Annotated in this window: 19 protein-coding genes; 13 read left to right on the forward strand and 6 right to left on the reverse strand. The window is 66.6% G+C overall.

Going from position 1 to position 16,772, the window contains the following annotated elements:
- Positions 1 to 145: 145 nt before the first annotated feature.
- Entirely contained in the window at positions 146 to 1,123 is a 978-nt protein-coding gene (locus JF515_RS06600; RefSeq protein WP_203102291.1) for a quinone oxidoreductase family protein, read from the forward strand.
- Between the two features lie 23 nt (positions 1,124 to 1,146).
- On the forward strand, positions 1,147 to 1,722 hold the full coding sequence (locus tag JF515_RS06605) for a YigZ family protein (RefSeq protein WP_338015179.1): 576 nt from the start codon (positions 1,147 to 1,149) through the stop codon (positions 1,720 to 1,722).
- On the opposite strand, the gene JF515_RS06610 is transcribed toward JF515_RS06605, so the two are convergent.
- From JF515_RS06610 to lexA, 3 genes are read right to left on the reverse strand one after another with little or no spacing between them, the layout of a single operon-like run.
- Positions 1,719 to 2,528, reverse strand: a complete 810-nt coding sequence (locus JF515_RS06610) for a TatD family hydrolase (protein WP_203102293.1) — start codon at positions 2,526 to 2,528, stop codon at positions 1,719 to 1,721. The two genes, JF515_RS06605 and JF515_RS06610, sit on opposite strands and share 4 nt — an antisense overlap.
- Entirely contained in the window at positions 2,525 to 3,037 is a 513-nt protein-coding gene (locus JF515_RS06615) for a DUF1499 domain-containing protein (RefSeq protein ID WP_338015180.1), read from the reverse strand. Before JF515_RS06615 ends, JF515_RS06610 begins: the two co-directional genes overlap by 4 nt.
- Positions 3,018 to 3,632 (reverse strand): transcriptional repressor LexA, encoded by a 615-nt coding sequence (gene lexA, locus JF515_RS06620; RefSeq protein ID WP_203102295.1) that lies wholly within the window; start codon positions 3,630 to 3,632, stop codon positions 3,018 to 3,020. The genes JF515_RS06615 and lexA overlap by 20 nt, the downstream gene beginning before the upstream one ends.
- A gap of 157 nt (positions 3,633 to 3,789) precedes the next feature.
- Between lexA and JF515_RS06625 the strand changes: the two genes are divergently transcribed.
- Positions 3,790 to 4,443, forward strand: coding sequence for a cyclic nucleotide-binding domain-containing protein (locus tag JF515_RS06625; protein WP_203102297.1), 654 nt, complete (start codon positions 3,790 to 3,792; stop codon positions 4,441 to 4,443).
- Positions 4,444 to 4,537: 94 nt separating this feature from the next.
- Here the strand turns inward: JF515_RS06625 and JF515_RS06630 are convergent, their stop codons facing one another.
- The gene (locus tag JF515_RS06630) at positions 4,538 to 4,987 is read right to left on the reverse strand and encodes a universal stress protein (protein WP_203102299.1); all 450 of its coding nucleotides are present in this window, start codon (positions 4,985 to 4,987) and stop codon (positions 4,538 to 4,540) included.
- 328 nt (positions 4,988 to 5,315) lie between these two features.
- Between JF515_RS06630 and topA the strand changes: the two genes are divergently transcribed.
- From topA to JF515_RS06680, 10 genes are all read left to right on the forward strand, one after another.
- Positions 5,316 to 8,051, forward strand: coding sequence for a type I DNA topoisomerase (gene topA, locus JF515_RS06635; RefSeq protein ID WP_203102301.1), 2,736 nt, complete (start codon positions 5,316 to 5,318; stop codon positions 8,049 to 8,051).
- Positions 8,052 to 8,055: 4 nt separating this feature from the next.
- Entirely contained in the window at positions 8,056 to 8,583 is a 528-nt protein-coding gene (locus JF515_RS06640) for a hypothetical protein (RefSeq protein WP_203102303.1), read from the forward strand.
- Positions 8,584 to 8,688: 105 nt separating this feature from the next.
- Positions 8,689 to 9,309, forward strand: coding sequence for a TetR/AcrR family transcriptional regulator (locus JF515_RS06645; protein ID WP_203102304.1), 621 nt, complete (start codon positions 8,689 to 8,691; stop codon positions 9,307 to 9,309).
- A 94-nt stretch (positions 9,310 to 9,403) separates the two neighbouring features.
- Positions 9,404 to 9,877 carry a L,D-transpeptidase gene (locus JF515_RS06650; RefSeq protein WP_203102305.1) on the forward strand — a complete coding sequence of 158 codons (474 nt, stop codon included), beginning with the start codon at positions 9,404 to 9,406 and terminating at the stop codon, positions 9,875 to 9,877.
- Positions 9,878 to 9,888: 11 nt separating this feature from the next.
- Positions 9,889 to 10,908 carry a beta-N-acetylhexosaminidase gene (nagZ, locus tag JF515_RS06655; RefSeq protein WP_238400899.1) on the forward strand — a complete coding sequence of 340 codons (1,020 nt, stop codon included), beginning with the start codon at positions 9,889 to 9,891 and terminating at the stop codon, positions 10,906 to 10,908.
- Entirely contained in the window at positions 10,908 to 12,173 is a 1,266-nt protein-coding gene (locus JF515_RS06660; protein WP_203102306.1) for a mechanosensitive ion channel family protein, read from the forward strand. The genes nagZ and JF515_RS06660 overlap by 1 nt, the downstream gene beginning before the upstream one ends.
- Complete coding sequence (locus JF515_RS06665; RefSeq protein ID WP_203102307.1) at positions 12,157 to 12,729, forward strand: hypoxanthine-guanine phosphoribosyltransferase; 573 nt, start codon at positions 12,157 to 12,159, stop codon at positions 12,727 to 12,729. The genes JF515_RS06660 and JF515_RS06665 overlap by 17 nt, the downstream gene beginning before the upstream one ends.
- 1 nt (position 12,730) lies before the next feature.
- A complete protein-coding gene (locus JF515_RS06670; protein WP_203102308.1) occupies positions 12,731 to 13,468 on the forward strand; it encodes an S-methyl-5'-thioinosine phosphorylase in 738 nt (245 codons plus the stop codon).
- A complete protein-coding gene (locus JF515_RS06675) occupies positions 13,465 to 14,694 on the forward strand; it encodes an NAD(P)/FAD-dependent oxidoreductase (protein ID WP_203102309.1) in 1,230 nt (409 codons plus the stop codon). The genes JF515_RS06670 and JF515_RS06675 overlap by 4 nt, the downstream gene beginning before the upstream one ends.
- A 134-nt stretch (positions 14,695 to 14,828) precedes the next feature.
- Complete coding sequence (locus JF515_RS06680) at positions 14,829 to 15,644, forward strand: enhanced serine sensitivity protein SseB C-terminal domain-containing protein (protein WP_203102315.1); 816 nt, start codon at positions 14,829 to 14,831, stop codon at positions 15,642 to 15,644.
- 24 nt (positions 15,645 to 15,668) lie between these two features.
- On the opposite strand, the gene JF515_RS06685 is transcribed toward JF515_RS06680, so the two are convergent.
- Both JF515_RS06685 and JF515_RS06690 read right to left on the reverse strand, forming a co-directional pair.
- Entirely contained in the window at positions 15,669 to 16,163 is a 495-nt protein-coding gene (locus JF515_RS06685) for a carboxymuconolactone decarboxylase family protein (protein WP_238400900.1), read from the reverse strand.
- A gap of 95 nt (positions 16,164 to 16,258) precedes the next feature.
- Positions 16,259 to 16,738 (reverse strand): ester cyclase, encoded by a 480-nt coding sequence (locus tag JF515_RS06690; RefSeq protein WP_203102321.1) that lies wholly within the window; start codon positions 16,736 to 16,738, stop codon positions 16,259 to 16,261.
- Between the last annotated feature and the right edge of the window lie 34 nt (positions 16,739 to 16,772).

Consider the following 16,772-nt stretch of genomic DNA (forward strand, 5'->3'; position numbering starts at 1 on the left):
CGGGGTGGGTATCGCGGCTGAAGCCGCTCCTACCGCAATCAGACACGCCGTCGCCGTAGGAGCGGCTTTAGCCGCGATGGCCGTCGAACACCCCGCACGCGCCGATGCTACAATTCGCCCCATCAAATCGATTCAAGGAGTTCCCATGCCGATCGCCATGGTCATGCATGAACCCGGCGGCCCCGAGGTTCTGAAACCCGAATCCATCCAGGTAGGCGAGCCCGGCCCCGGCGAGCTGCATCTCAAACAAACCGCCGTGGGCGTCAACTTCCACGACATCTATGTGCGCTCCGGCCTTTACCAGACCCTGCCGCTACCCGGCGTGCCCGGCCTGGAAGGGGCCGGCGAGGTGCTGGCGGTGGGCGAGGGCGTGGATCGCTTCCGGGTCGGTGACCGGGTCGCCTACATTGCCCACGGCTACGGCGCCTACGCGGAAGAACGGTTGATCAAGGCCGACAACGCGGTGCCTCTGCCGGACGGGCTGGACGATACCCTGGTGGCGGGAATGATGGTGCGCGGGCTCACCGCCCGGGTGTTGATGACCGACGTGTTCGCCTTGCGCCCGGAACACACCCTGTTGATCCAGGCCGCCGCCGGTGGCGTCGGCCAGTTGCTGTGCCAGTGGGCCCACCGCCTCGGCGCCACCGTCATCGGCACCGTGGGCAGCGACGCCAAGGCCGAGCAGGCCCGCGCCGGCGGCTGCGACCATGTGATCCTGTACCGCCAGCAGGACGTGGCTGGCGCGGTGAAGGAAATCACCGGCGGCAAGGGAGTCGACGTGGCCTATGATTCGGTGGGCAAGGACACCTTCTATGGCTCCCTGGATTGCCTGGCCCCGCGCGGTCATCTGGTCAACTTCGGCCAGTCCTCCGGGCCGGTGGAGCCGCTGGCCATGCCGCGCCTGGCCGCCGCCTCCCTCACTGTCACCCGCCCCATGCTTGGCCATTACATTGGTGACCTGGCGCGCCGCGATCAGGTCGCCGCCGAGTTCTTCGCCGCCCTCCAGGACGGCACCCTGGCCCCCGCCGCCCCGGCGCTCTACGACCTCAAGGACGTGGGCCGCGCCCACCAGGACATGGAAGCGCGCAAAACCCACGGCGCCGTGGTGCTCACGGTATCGTGACCTATCCGGTGCCAGGCGGTCCGGTGGACCGCGAGATCGAGATCAATAAAAGCCGCTTTATCGCCTGGTTGCGCCCGGTGCGCAGCCGGGAGGAAGGGCAGGGCGTGCTCGACGAGGCCCGCGCCCGCTACCCGGACGCTACCCACCACTGCCACGCCTGGCTGATCGGCGCGCCCAACTCCGGCCACGGCGCCATGAACGACGACGGCGAACCCTCCGGCACCGCCGGCAAACCGATCTTCAACGTGATTCAGCACAAGGGCGTGGGCGATGTCATGGTGGTGGTGATCCGCTACTTCGGCGGCGTCAAGCTGGGCGCCGGCGGGCTGGTGCGTGCCTACGCCGGCGCCGCCGAGGCGGTGTTGTCCGCCATGGAGGTGGTGGAACAGGTGCCGGAAAGCGCCTTTACCCTGACCCTGGGCTTCGCCGACGAGCAACCCCTGCGCCACTGGTGTGATCAGAACGGCGCTCGCCTGGAGGCGGTGGACTACGGGCAGGCGGTCACCGCCCGGCTCACGGTGGCGGATGCCACCGAGCCGGCGCTGCGAGCCTTCTGCGCCGCCCAGGGCATTATCGTGGAAGGCCCCTCGGCGGCTTAGTCGCCCTGGTCGCCGAACAATACCCGGCTGTTGGCGAAGGTGAGGGCGGCCAGGGCCTCCGGGGTCTCGCCGCGCAGGGCGGCCAGCCGCCGGCCGATCCAGGGCAGCAGGCAGGGTTCATTGCGGCGTTTCACCGGCGGCGGCTCCGGCAGGTCCCGGGGCAGCAGGTAGGGGGCGTCGGTTTCCACCAGCAGCCGGGAGGCGGGGATGTCGGGGACCAGCCCGGCCAGCTCCCGGCCACGGCGTTCGTCGCACACCCAGCCGGTGATGCCGATGTGGCAGTCCAGGTCCAGGTAGTCGTACAGCGCCCGGCGGTTGTCGGTGAAGCAATGCACCACGGCGGCGGGCAGCCGGTCGCGCCAGGCCTTGAGCATCGGCAGAAAACGGTCATGGGCGTCCCGCTGATGCAGAAACACCGGTAGCCCCCGGGCCGCGGCCTGGGCCAACTGGGCCTCGAAGGCCTTCTCCTGGGCCGGGCGCGGCGAAAAATCGCGGTTGAAGTCCAGGCCCATTTCGCCGGCGGCGGTGACCTCCGGTTCGTCCAGCAGGGCACCCAGCTCCGCCAGGGCATCGTCGTCGAAAAAGCGGGCGTTATGGGGGTGAATGCCGGCGGTGGCGCGCAGCCCCCGATCCGGGTAGTCCCGGCACAGGCTCAGGGCCTGGCGGGATTCCGCCACGCTGGTGCCGGTGAGCAGCAACCGCGTGACACCGGCCTCGCGGGCGCGCTCAAGCACCGCGTCGGTGTCATCGCGGAATTGTTTGTCGCCCAGGTTGACGCCGATGTCGGCCCATCGCGGCGCGGTCATGACGCCTGCTCCTGGGCGGCCCCCGGTGTCAGGCGGCGGTTCAGCCGCTCGCGCAGGTCCTCCACCCGGCGCCGGTTAGCGCCCAGGTCCCAGTAACCCAGCCGTGAGGCGGAGCGCACCTCGATCACCCCGTCCTCGTGTACGTAGAAGGTCACGTCGTCCACGAAACGCATCAGGCGCGAGGTGAAGCGAGCCTGGATTCGCGCCGGCCCCACCGCTTCGAACTGCACGCGGGGCAGCTCGCTCAGGGTGTCCTTGAGCAGCGCCAGGCTGGCATCACGGTGGCCGGCGCCGGGTAGCGGCGCCACCCGGTGGCGGTCATCGTCGGCCAGGCTGGATACGCAATTGGGCGACGATGGACAGGGAGCAAGCAAACGAGTGTCCGTCATGGCGTGGCTCTTATCGGCCGTCCCGGAGGCGGGCGCCGGATCGCTCTGGCAGCCGGAGGCGACCAGGGCGAGGCTCAGCGCGAACGCCGTGGCGAGACGGTTAATGGCGGTTCGGGTCACGAATCAGCCCCACGAAAATACCTTCGATCATCAGCTCGTCGGCGGGCACCCGGATCGGCTCATAGGCATCGTTGGCCGGCAGCAGGGTGGCGCTGGACTTGTTCAGTCTTAGCGTCTTCACCGTGACCTCGTCGTCAATGCGCGCCACCACGATCTCCCCGGAACGGGCGGTCTGGCTCTTGCGCACGGCGATCAGGTCGCCGTCGAAAATGCCGGCCTCGACCATGCTGTCGCCCTGTACCTTGAGCAGGTAGGTGGGGCGCTGGCGGAACAGGCCCTGGGGCACCGGCACGGTGCGCTCCACATTCTCGATGGCCTCGATGGGCGTACCGGCGGCCACCTTGCCGACCACCGGCAGCTCGTCCTCGGCCTCCAGGGCGGCCTCGAGCAGCTGGATGCCCCGCGAGCGGTCGCCGTGCAGGCGAATATAGCCTTTACGCTCCAGGGCACGCAGATGGTCGGAGGCGGCGTTCTTGGACTGGAACCCCATGCGTTCGGCGATTTCGGCGCGGGTCGGCGCCATGCCGGTTTCCTGGCGTGATTCACGGATGCAGTCCAGTACCTGCTGCTGGCGTGCGGTAAGGGTGCTGCTCATAACGTCCTCCTTGGGGCCATGCCCGTCATGACCCATACTGATAATATGAACAGTATTATATGTCCAGTACTTTTAAAAGCCCCTTCACGCGTTCGGGCATCGCTTTTGTCGGTCGCCGCGCCTAGCATTGGGTCTTTCAAGGGGATCGGAAGCAACCATGAAGCATGCATCCTGGCAGGATTCGGATCACCACCGGGTGGAGGCGCTGCTCGCCGGGGTGCCGTTTTTCAACGAGGTGGCCCGCGACGATGCCGACCAGCGCGCGCGGCTGCTGGCGCGCACCGAGATCATCGAGGCGGGCCCTGGCGATACCGTGATCCGCGCCGGGGAGGTGCCGTCTTCCCTGTATTTTCTGCTGCGCGGTCAATTGGTGGTGCTGGGCGACGAGGACTCGCCGACGGTGCTCTACTACGTGTCCCCGGGGGAGGTGTTCGGGACCCTGTCCATGCTGCTGGGCCGGACCCGGGGCGCCACCATCCGGGTGGCGGACGCCGCCCGTGAGGCGGTGCTGGCCAGGCTTGATTTCAAGGATTTCGACGACGATCGCGACACGCCGTACAGTCTGGCCACGCGGTTGGCGTTTTTCCACATGCTGGTGCATCAGATCCGCTGGGCGGTGGAGGTGCGGCGCATGCAGAGCCCGGACCAGGCCCTGGCGGCGGGCCTGCGCAAGGTGCCGGTGTTCAGCGGCCAGCGGGACAGCGAGGCGGAGCTGGTGTCGTTGCGCGAGCAGGCCCGGGCGCTGGCCGATCTGCTCTACCGGTGGAATCACTGCCCGCCGGGCACCACTGGCAACGCCCAGCTCACCTGACGGTGATCGCGATTCGCTCCTACGGTGGGGCGGGGCTCCCGTAGGAGCGGCTTCAGCCGCGATCACCCCGGGCCGTGCGGAGCGGGCCGCCGGTCTATTCCTTCTTCTTGCGATCCATCTTCACCGCCAGCACGTCGCAATGGGCGCCGGGCACCAGCCCCCGGGCGGTGGAGCCCAGCAGCAGTGCCAGGCCGCTGCGGGTGTGGCTGCCCACCACGATCAGGTCGGCGCCCAGGGTGTCCGCCTTGTCGACGATGGTCTTCTCGATGGAGCCCAGCTCCACGTGCACCCGTTCCTTGGGCACCTGGTACTGGCGCGCGTACTTGCAGGCGGTTTCCTGGGCCTGTTTCACCAGGCCGCTCTGCAGATCGGTGACGTCCATGGGCACATCGGCGCCGTAGGCCAGGGCCAGCGGCTCGATCACATGGATCAGATGCAGTTCCCCCTCGGTGCCCTCGATGACGCCGGCGGCGCGGGCCAGCACCTCGGCGGATTCATCGCTGCAATCTATGGCCACCAGGACCTTGCGGTAGGGTGCGGTCACGGTATTTCCTCCAGCGGCTCGTTGTAAGGGCCTCAGTATAACCGCCTCGCGGCGCCCCGCCAGCCCACCTCGTCGAAGCGCGCAAAGCCTTGTCGCACGGGGCTTTGGCCACCGCCGGCCCGGGCCGTGGTGGGGTGTCGCCGCCGGCGCCGCGCCGCGTCGGCGCTTGACCGGACAATACCGGCGCTGTCTAAATAGGCGCCCGCCGGGGGTCGCAAACGTCCCCGGCGAACCTCCGACGGCGCCCCGGCGCACGGCGATCCCGGCGCGGCGGGCAGGCATCGGAGGTTTCTTTTGAGTATCCGTAGCATGATCGGGTGAGCAACGAATGGGTAAGTCCCTTGTAATCGTGGAGTCGCCGGCCAAGGCCAAGACCATCAACCGCTATCTGGGCGACGACTTCGTGGTCAAGTCCAGTGTCGGCCATGTGCGCGACCTGCCGGTGAGCGGCGGCGCCAAGAAGACCACGCCCAAGGAGCGTGCCAAGGAGGCCGCCTATACCCGGTCACTGCCCAAGGAAGAACGGGAAGCCTATAAAAAGAAGAAGGCCCAGGCCCAGCTGATCAATCGCATGGGAGTGGACCCGGACCACGACTGGGACGCCCACTATGAAATCCTGCCCGGCAAGGAAAAGGTCATCGACGAGCTCAAGCGTCTGGCCGCCAACGCCGACCGCATCTACCTCGCCACTGACTTGGACCGCGAAGGGGAGGCCATTGCCTGGCACCTGCGGGAAGTGATCGGCGGCGACGACCAGCGCTTCGACCGGGTGGTGTTCAACGAAATCACCAAGAAGGCCATTCAGGCCGCCTTCGAGGAACCCGGCAAGCTGGACATGAGCCGGGTGGAAGCCCAGCAGGCGCGCCGCTTCCTGGACCGGGTGGTGGGTTTCATGATCTCGCCGCTGCTGTGGGAAAAGATCGCCCGGGGCCTGTCCGCCGGCCGGGTGCAGTCCGTGGCCGTGGAGCTGGTGGTGGAGCGCGAGCGGGAAATCCGCGCCTTCGTGCCCGAGGAATTCTGGGAGCTGCACGCGGACACCCACAGCCAGGCGAAAGCCAGCGACGAGATCCGCCTGCAGGTGACCCGCCATAACGGCGAGAACTTCCGCCCCAACAACGGCGACGACGCCGAGAAGCACCGCGCCGCCCTGAAGGCCGCCGGCCAGCTCACCATCACCCAGCGCGAGGAGCGGCCCACCCGTTCCAAACCGCCGGCGCCGTTCATCACCTCCACCCTGCAGCAGGCGGCCAGCACTCGCCTGGGCTTCGGGGTGAAGAAGACCATGATGATGGCCCAGCGCCTCTACGAGGCCGGTCACATCACCTACATGCGGACCGACTCCACCAACCTGAGCGCCGACGCCGTCAACGACTGCCGCGCCTGGATCGACGACAAGCTGGGCGGTAAATACCTGCCCGAGAAGCCGAACCGTTACTCCAGCCGCGATGGCGCCCAGGAGGCCCACGAGGCAATCCGCCCCTCGGACGTGAAACGCGAAGCCAGCGCCCTCAAGGACATGGAGCGCGATGCCCAGCGTCTCTACGAGCTGATCCGTCGCCAGTTCATCGCCTGCCAGATGCCGCCGGCGGAGTACCTGAGCACCACCATCACCGCCGAGGCGGATGGCTACGAGCTGAAGGCTCGCGGTCGCATCATGAAATTCGACGGCTGGACCCGCATCCAGCCCCAGGCCTCGCGCAAGGGCCAGGAAGACACCGAGCTGCCCGATCTCAAGCAGGGCGACGTGCTCGCCGTGGACGACATCGACGCCACCCAGCACTTCACCAAGCCGCCGGCCCGCTACACCGAGGCGAGCCTGGTCAAGGAGCTGGAAAAACGCGGCATTGGCCGCCCGTCCACCTACGCGGCGATCATCTCCACCATCCAGGACCGGGGCTACGTGCGCCAGGAGAACCGGCGTTTCTATGCCGAGAAAATGGGCGACATCGTCACCGACCGGCTGGCGGAGAGCTTCCCGGACCTGATGGACTACAACTTCACCGCCCAGATGGAAGAAACCCTGGACCAGGTCGCCGAGGGCAAGCGCCACTGGCGCGACGTGCTCGACGAGTTCTACCGGGATTTCCTGGCCAAGCTGGAGGCCGCCCAGGGCGAGGGCAGTGGCAAGCAGGCCAAGGGTGGCATGCGTGCCAACCTGCCCACCGATACCGACATCGAGTGCCCCAAATGCGGCCGCCCGATGCAGATCCGTACCGGTTCCACCGGCGTTTTCCTGGGGTGTTCCGGTTACAGCCTGCCGCCCAAGGAACGTTGCACGGCGACCCTCAACCTGCTGCCCGGCGAGGAAGCCGAGGCGGTCAACGCCGACGACGAAGAGGCGGAAACCAACGAGCTGCGCCGCAAAAAGCGCTGCCCCAAGTGTGGCACGGCGATGGAATCCTTCCTCATCGACGAAAAGCGCAAGCTGCACGTCTGCGGCAACAACCCGGACTGCGATGGCTATGTGGTGGAGCAGGGCGAATTCCGCATCAAGGGCTATGACGGCCCGACCCTGGAGTGCGAGAAGTGCGGCAGCGAGATGCAGTTACGCACCGGCCGCTTCGGCAAGTTCTTCAAGTGCACCAACGACGATTGTGGCAACACCCGCAAGCTGCTCAAGAACGGCGAGCCGGCGCCGCCCCGCGCCGACCCGATCCCCATGCCGCACCTGCAATGCGAGAAGGTGGACGACCACTACCTGCTGCGCGACGGTGCCTCCGGCCTGTTCCTGGCCGCCAGCCAGTTTCCCAAGAACCGGGAAACCCGGGCGCCGCTGATCGAGGAGATCCAGACCGTCGCCGACAAGCTGGACCCCAAGCACAAGTACCTGGCGGACGCCCCGGCGGAGGACTCCAAGGGCCGCAAGGCGGTACTGCGCTACAGCCGCAAGGCCAAGGAGCAGTATGTGATGACCGAGGAAGACGGCAAGCCCACCGGCTGGTACGCCTTCTACCGCGACGGTCGCTGGGAACAGGAAGAGAAGAAAACCGCGCCCAAGAAAAAAGCCGCGGCCAAGAAGAAAAAGGCCCCGGCGAAGAAAAAAGCCGCCGCCAGGAAGAGCTGACCCCATGTCCCGAATGGTCCGAGAAAGCGAAATCAGCGGCCTTCGCGAGCGGCTGTTCTTTGCCCGCAGCCTGCTCAAGGCCCTGGATGCCGACCCGGACGGCGCCGCCGGCCCGCGCCTGGCGCTGCGCGGCGGTGCCGTCTTCCACCTGTATTCGGTGCTGGTGGGCATCGCCCGCCAGGCGGCAAAAAGCTACCAGGTGCCCGGCTACGAGGACCTGATCAGCCTGGCGGCCCTGGAGCAGGCGTTCCGTGACGCTGGCATCCAGGCGCCGGAAATGAGCCTGCTCGCCCAGGCCCGCGCCAACCGTTCCGACCCGGTGTGTTGGCTGGATCAGGAAATGCGCGCCGCCGTCGGCGCCGCCGGCCTGGCCCGGCGTCCCACGCCGCCGGAGGAACGGGACGCCCTGGCGATCCGCGCCGAGGACCCGTACGCGCCCCTGGCCAGCGGCGACCGGCAACGCCTGGACGGGGCCGCCGCCCGGGTAGGGGAGCTGGTCGAACAATGCGCCGCCTACATGGAAGAGTGGTAGCAGGGCCCGCTTCAGTCGCGATGCCAAGGCCCGTGATCACCCCCGCTTGACGCCCGTATCGGCCAAACGTATGTTTAAAACGCTTGTCCACCAGCGCGAGGCCTCATGTCCCAGTCCGATACCGTTGAGCGCATCCTGGATGCGGCGGAAATCCTGTTCGCCCAGAAAGGCTTCGCCGAGACCAGCCTGCGCGCCATCACCAGCAAGGCCCGGGTCAACCTGGCGGCGGTCAATTACCACTTCGGGTCCAAGGAAGCGCTGATCCAGGCGGTGTTCGAGCGCTACCTGACGCCGTTCTGCCTCGCCCTGGACGCCAAGCTGCAGGAGCTGGAGCAGGCCGGCGGTGTCGATCTGGAAAAGCTGTTCGGTCTGGCCTCCCGGCTGGCGCTGGGCTCCCACGGCGATGAAACACGCCGGGCGATCATCTTCTTCCGCCTCGCCGGCCAGGCCTACAGCCAGCCCCAGGACCATCTGCGCGCCTACCTGCGCGAGCACTACGGCGCCGTGTTCCGGCGCTTCCTGGCATTGCTGCACGCCGCCGTGCCAGAGGTGCCGTCCCTGGAGTTGTTCCTGCGCGTGCATTTCTGCCTGGGCGCGGTGATCTTCACCCTGTCGGGCATGGAGTCGCTGCAGACCATCAGCAAGAAGGACTTCAACACCGACATCACCGCCGCCCGCATCACCCAGCAATTGCTGCCGTTCGTAGTGGGCGGCATTCGCGGCTGAAGCGGTACGCCGCCCGGCCGCTCCTACAAGGTCCTGCCCGACGTTCGGGGGTTTGCCGTTCCCGCGATGGCCGGGATTGCTGTATCGTTTCGTCATGCTGATTACCGTATCCCTCTCCGACCAGACCCTGACGCTCCAGGACGGAGCCGAAAGACACCTGTTCCCGGTTTCCACCGCCGCCGCCGGCGCCGGCAACCGGTGCGGCAGCAACGCCACGCCACTGGGTCGCCACCTGGTGCGCGCGCGCTTTGGCGCCGGCCTGCCGGAGGGCGCCGTGTTCCAGGGCCGCCGCTTCCACGGCGAAATTCATGATCCGGCGCGGGCTGCCGAACACCCGGACCGGGATTGGATCCTGAGTCGCATTCTGTGGCTCGGCGGCCTGGAACCGGGCCTTAATCTGGGCGGCGACGTGGATAGTTTCCGGCGCTTTATTTATATTCACGGCACGCCGGACAGCGAGCCCATGGGCACGCCGGCGTCGCACGGTTGCATCCGCATGCGCAACACGGATGTGATCGCACTCTTTGCCCGGGTGCCGGTGGCCACGCCGGTGACCCTCGTCGACTAAGACCACAGCCCATGCCAACAGACATCGAGACCCAGCCCTTGCTGATGCTGGACCTGGCCGGCCTTACCCCGGACCAGGAGGAACGGGAGCTGCTGCGCCACCCGGCGGTGGGCGGCCTGATCCTGTTCAGCCGCAACTACCAGGAGCCGGAACAGCTTCATCAACTGGTGCGCGCGGTGCGCGCCGAACGCCCGGAACTGCTCATCGCCGTGGACCAGGAGGGCGGCCGCGTGCAGCGTTTCCGCACCGAGTTCACCCGCCTGCCGCCCATGGCCACCCTGGGTCGCTACCACGATCGCGAGCCGCAAGGCGCCCTTCAGGCCGCCGATCTGCTGGGTGAATTGATGGCCGATGAGCTGCGCGCCTTCGACCTGGACATCAGCTTCGCGCCGGTGCTGGACCTGGACCACGGCAACTCCAGCGTGATTGGCGACCGCAGTTTCCACGCCGATCCGCGCCAGGTGGTGGCGTTGGCCGGCGCCTTCATCGACGGCATGACCCGCGCCGGCATGGCCGCCACCGGCAAGCACTTCCCCGGCCACGGCCACGTGGCCGCGGACTCCCACCTGGAATTGCCCGAGGACCCCCGTGACCGGGACGCCCTGGAAGCGGATCTGGCGCCGTTCCGAGCCCTGGCCGGGCGCCTGGAAGGCATCATGCCGGCCCATGTGCGCTATCCGGCGGTGGCGCCGGAGCCGGCGGGATTCTCCGCCCACTGGCTGGGCCGGGTGCTGCGTGGCGAATGCGGCTATCGCGGCGTGATCTTCTCCGACGATCTGGCCATGGCCGGTGCCGCCGTGGCCGGCGATTACCCGAGCCGCGCCGAGGCGGCCCTCGGCGCCGGCTGCGACATGGTGCTGGTGTGCAATGATCGGCCCGGCGCCGTGGCGGTGCTGGAATGGCTGGAAGGTCGCTGCTTCGACACCCGCGTGCCCGCCGCCGGCCTGCGCGGTCGCGCCCGCGCGCCCATGGACCTGAGCCGCCGGCGCCAGGCCGGCGACGTCGCCGATTTACTGCTTAAGGACGCGTAATGGACTGGCAAGCCCTCACTGACTGGCGCCAACTGCTGATCTGGCCCGGCCCGGAAACCCAGACCGTGGTCTGGCTGGCCCAGGTGTTCGCCGTGGTGTTCTGCACCGTGGCCACCAATTTCATTCTGATGCGGGTGATCGACCTGCTCGATCACCTCAGCGACAAAACCGAAAATCTTTGGGACGACGCCCTGCTGGAGGCGGCCCGCGTGCCGGTGCGCCTGTTGCTGTGGGTGGTGGGGCTGTCGGTGGCCGCGGAGATGCTGCAATCGGTATCCGAGAGCGCCATCTTCGAATACGTCTCGGAAGTGCGCCGGGTGGCCTTCATCGCCATCATTGCCTACTTCCTGACCCGCCTGGTCACCAATATCGAGACCAACCTGGTCAACCCGAACCGGGTCAAGAAGCCCATGGACAAGACCACCGCCAACGCGGTGGGCAAGCTGCTGCGCATCTCGGTGATGATCACCGCCCTGCTGATCATCCTCCAGGCGCTGGGCTACAGCATCTCCGGCGTGCTCGCCTTCGGTGGCGTGGGCGGCATCGCGGTGGCCTACGCCGCCAAGGACCTGCTCGCCAACTTCTTCGGCGGCATGATGGTGTACCTGGACAAACCCTTCAAAGTGGGGGAGTGGGTGCGTTCCCCGGATCGTTCCATCGAGGGCACTGTGGAGCACATCGGCTGGCGGCTGACGCGCATCCGCACCTTTGATCAGCGTCCGCTGTATGTGCCCAACTCCCTGTTCACCACGGTGGTGCTGGAGAACCCGTCACGGATGCTCAACCGCCGCATCAACGAGAAGATCGGCATCCGCTACGACGATTGGCGGGTGATGCCCGACATCGTCGCCGCCGTGCGCCAGATGCTGATCGACCATGAGGACATGGAAACCGATCACCGCACCCTGATCGTCAACTTCGATCACTACGGTGACTCCTACATCGAGTTCTTTATCTACACCTTCACCAAGACCACCGACTGGGTGCGCTACCACGAAATCAAGCAGGACGTGCTCATGCGCATCATGCACATCGTGGACGAGCACGGCGCGGAATTCGCGTTCCCCACGCGCACCCTGCACATGCACACCAGCGAGCCCGCCGGCGACGACGACCAGGCCCCGGCGGACGACCAGGGCGGCGGCCAAGCGCCGCCCGCGCGCGGCCAGCGTGCTTCGCACCGGGCGCCCCGCAACCGGCGGGACCACCGCCAGGGCTGGAAAGGCGAACAGGATCAGGAGACAGGCAATGACGACGGCGAGTGATCTTAAGGACGAACTGATGCGGGTGCGCCAGCAGGCCCGCGAACTGCATTCCCACGACGATGTGATGGCGGCCATTGGCCGGGTGGCGGTGCAACTGACCACGGACTATTCCGAGCGTTGCCCGGTATTCGTCACCATCATGAACGGCGGCATCGTGTTCGCCGGGCAACTGCTCACGCGGCTGGATTTTCCGCTCGAAGTGGATTATCTGCACGCCAGCCGCTACCTGGGCGAGACCAGCGGCGGCGACGTGCAATGGCTGGTCACCCCCAGCGCCAGCCTGGCCGGCCGCGACGTGGTGATCCTTGACGACATCCTCGATCAAGGCAACACGCTGCTGGCCATCGTCGAAGCCTGCAAGGCTCAGGGCGCCACCAGCGTCGCCACCTGCGTGTTGATCGACAAGGTCCACGACCGCAAGGCCCGGCCCGGCCTCAAGGCCGATTACACCGCCCTGGAAGCGGAAGACCATTACCTGTTCGGCATGGGCATGGATTACAAGGGCTACTGGCGCAACGCCCCCGGTATCTTCGCTCTCGACGAAGAGGACGCCTGAGATGCTGGCGTTCATCGGCGGCACCGGCCTGACCCGCATCGAAGGCCTCACCATCCGCGAGCGGCACGCCACCGGCACCCGCTTCGGCGAACCCTCGGCGCCGGTGGTGGAAGGCGAGCTCAACGGCGCGCCGGTGCTGTTCCTGGCCCGCCACGGCGACCCGCACACGCGGCTGCCCCATCAGGTCAACTACCGCGCCAACCTGCTGGCGCTCAAGGAAGCCGGCGCCAGTGCCATCATCGCCGTCAACGCGGTGGGCGGTATCACCGTCGCCACCGGCTCCCTGGTGATTCCCGACCAGATCATCGACTACACCTGGGGCCGCGACAGCACCTTCTTCGACGGTCCCGACGACCCGCTGGTGCACGTGGACTTCAGCTGGCCCTTCGACCGCGCCCTGCGTGAGCGGCTGAGCGCCGCCGTGCAAGCGGCCGGTGTCCCGTTGATGGACGGTGGCTGCTACGCCGCCACCCAGGGGCCGCGCCTGGAAACCGCCGCCGAGATCCGGCGCCTGGAACAGGACGGCAACAGCATCGTTGGCATGACCGGCATGCCGGAGGCGGTGCTCGCCCGGGAACTGCAAATCCCCTATGCCATGCTGTCGCTGGTGGTCAACCCGGCCGCCGGCAAGGCGGAGCGGGAAATCACCATGGCCGAAATCGAGAAGGTCCTGCACGATGGCATGGCCGGCGTACGCCAGGCCCTGGCGACCCTCGCCGCCAACAACCGGTCAACATGACCGAGCACTACGACGTCATCGTTCTCGGCGCCGGGGCGGCGGGGCTGATGTGCGCCGCCACCGCCGGCTACCAGGGCCACTCCGTGCTGGTGCTGGACCACGCCAACAAGCCCGGCAAGAAGATCCTCATGTCCGGTGGCGGGCGTTGCAATTTCACCAACCTGAACACCACCCCGGCGCACTTTACCTCCGCCAATCCGCATTTCTGCAAGTCCGCCCTGAACCGCTATTCCCCCTGGCATTTCCTTGAGCTGGTGGAACGCCACGGTGTCGAACACGTGGAGAAAGCCCCCGGCCAGTTGTTCTGCGCCGGCTCCAGCAAGGAGATTCTCCAGGTGCTGCTGACCGAATGTGAGTGGGCCGGGGCGCAAGTGCGGTTGAACACGTCGGTCACCCACCTCAATGACGTACCGGTGGACGGGGAGGGCGCCGAGCCGGACCTGGCGGAGCGGGTCGCGGACGGCTTCCGGCTGCGCACGGCGGGCGGCAAGCTCCACGCCCGCCGCCTGGTGGTGGCCACCGGCGGCCTGTCCATTCCCACCCTGGGCGCCGGGCCCTTTGGCTACCGGCTGGCGGAGCGCTTTAACCTTGCCGTGCTGCCCACCCGCGCCGGCCTGGTGCCTTTCACCCTGCAGCCGGCGGACAAGGCCTGGCTGGCGGAGCTGGCCGGGGTCAGCGCGGAGGTCGCCGCCGAAGCCGGCGGACGCCGCTTCGAGGAGCCGCTGCTGATCACCCACCGGGGATTGTCCGGGCCGGCCATGCTGCAGGTCTCCAGCTTCTGGCGCCCCGGCGACGCGGTCAGCGTGGACTGGCTGCCGGCGCTGGCGGACCCGGCGGCGGCGCTGCGCCAGGCCCGCGCCGAGCAGCCCACCAGCGGCGTGGAAAAATGGCTACGCGGTTTCTTCTCACAACGCCTGGCCGCCACTCTGGTGGCGCGTTTCGGCTGGGAGGGCCCGCTGCAGCATCATGGCAACGAACGTCTGGCGGAGATCGCCGCCGTGCTCAAGGGTTGGCGCTTCAAGCCCGCCGGTACCGAGGGCTACCGCACCGCCGAGGTGACGCTGGGTGGCGTCGATACCGGCGCCGTGTCCTCCAAGACTTTCGAGGCCAAGGCGGTGCCCGGCCTGTATTTCATTGGCGAAGTACTGGACGTGACCGGGGAACTGGGCGGTTTCAATTTCCAATGGGCCTGGGCCAGCGCTCACGCCGCCGGCTCGGCGCTCTGACTCGCGGCGTATCGCGCGCGACTTCCGCCCGGTCGCTCCTGCTGCATCCTTCAACCGCCAATTGCGCACCACTACCGGGCACCGCCGCGTCGCCGCCGGTTAAAATGGCCCACCACTCACAGTAGGACGTGAACATGCCGGACAACCCTCTGTTTGAATCGCTCAAACGCGCCGCCGATGACCCCGCCGCGCGCCCCGAATTCTACCGCCGGTTGCTGACCGCCGAGATCTTCGTGATCGGCCACGGAGACGGTTCCAGCGAAGGGAGGGGCACGGTACCGGCCGGCGCCCACCTCTCCATCGAACACTGGCAAAACGCCGAGGGCGAAGCGGTGATCCCGTTCTTCACCGATTTGGAAGCATTGCAGCGGGCCATCGATGAGGAAAAGAGCTACCTGGGTCTGCCGGCGCGCAGCCTGTTCGAAATGACCGCTGGCACCCGACTGGTGCTCAACCCTCGTTCCGATTACGGCAAGGAATTCCATCCCGAGGAAGTTCGTTCGCTGCTGGAGAACGGCAGCAATCATTCCCCGGAAACCCGTCGGACGGAAGCCGACACCGACGTACTGCTCGGCCAGCCCTCGGAATACCCCACCGCCATGGTGGAAGCGCTCCAGCGCCTGCTGACCGGCTACCCGGAAGTCGAAGCCGCCTATCTATGCCTGATGCAACAGGGTGGCGAATCGCCCCAGCAAAGTCTGGTGGTGGGCCTGCGCGGCGGCAACCTGGAGCGCGCCCGCCTCGCCGCCGGCTCGGTGATCGCCGACACCGCGCCGCAAGGGCGCGCCGTGGACCTGATCGAGATCAGCAGTGACGCGCAGGAGGGCGGCCTGGCCGGTTACCTGCGTGACGAGACCACGCCGTTCCATGAACGACAACAGGCGGCTCGGACGCGGTCGGACGACGCCCCGCGCCGGCCCTGGTGGCGCCGCCTGTTCGGCGGGGGATGATGGGGCCGGTGTCCCGCGTGGATGTCAGTCATCTACTTGGATCTCGAACACATTCAGGGTCATCGCCACGCAGGTGTAATATCCGATTAAACCCACCAGGTTGACCACTACGCGCAAACCAAAGCGACCAATGGCCTCCTCGAAAAGGTGGTCGGAGACTCGACTGGAATGATGCAATTGCTTGGTGAAACGGTATATGAACTGCTCATCGGGGGCATCGAAATCGGGTGCCACACCTGTACGGATTGCCTCCAAGGCCGCCGGTGACAATCCGGATTCCACGGCAATCGGGTGATGGATTCGCCACTCGGTCATGGAGCGCCAATGTGCCGCCGTGACCAATACCGCCAATTCGGCGAGTCTTGTTGGCAACCCGCTTTGATAGCGGCATACGGAGCCCAGACGCTGGGCATGCGTTGCGAAATCAGGGCTGTGTATCCAGGCGTGGAAAGGACCGGTCAAACGACCTCGAGGGCCGGCGATGATCTCGTCGGCCACCGTCATTTGTTCGGTGTTCATGATCGATTTGTCGGTAGGGGGAAGCCGCATGATACTGCTCTTTCTCCTTTTTTTCCTGACCGTGCGGGCTGAAGCCCGCACGGTCAGGCGGGGAGTCACCGCACGGAAAATTCCACCGCGCTTTCCGAGGTTTCCAGTCGTTTGACGAGACCGTAGATGTCACCCAATACCCAAAGATCCCTGATTTTGTCGCCCTCGAAGGTGAAGATCGGGGCGCCGTGCCACCAGACACGCTCCTGGGTGGGTGGGTGTCCGAAGAAGAGGTCCCGGTGGATGCCATGGAAGCGCAGTTTGCCCGAAACCTGATCACCTTCCTCAATGAGGTCCAGGATGTCGGAGGTATAATCCTCCAACGCTTCGGTTAGCCATAGCACGTATTGTTTAAATTGTTCGTGGCCAATCAGTACAGGGCCCAAAGAGCCTCTGAAAGTGAAGTTTTGGTGGAAGACCTTGGGGATCAATTCAACCTTTTGTTGGTCCCATATGTCCTTATAGAAAACCCTAACAATGTTCTTCCTAGTGGAAAGATGGCTGGGGTTCAGATCAATTTCGTTTTCTTCAGGCAAGCTTCGCATGTGCGGATATGTCTCCTTTTCAAGGTCGGGGCCG

This window comes from Alloalcanivorax marinus, assembly GCF_016785095.1.
GTDB lineage: Bacteria > Pseudomonadota > Gammaproteobacteria > Pseudomonadales > Alcanivoracaceae > Alloalcanivorax > Alloalcanivorax marinus_A.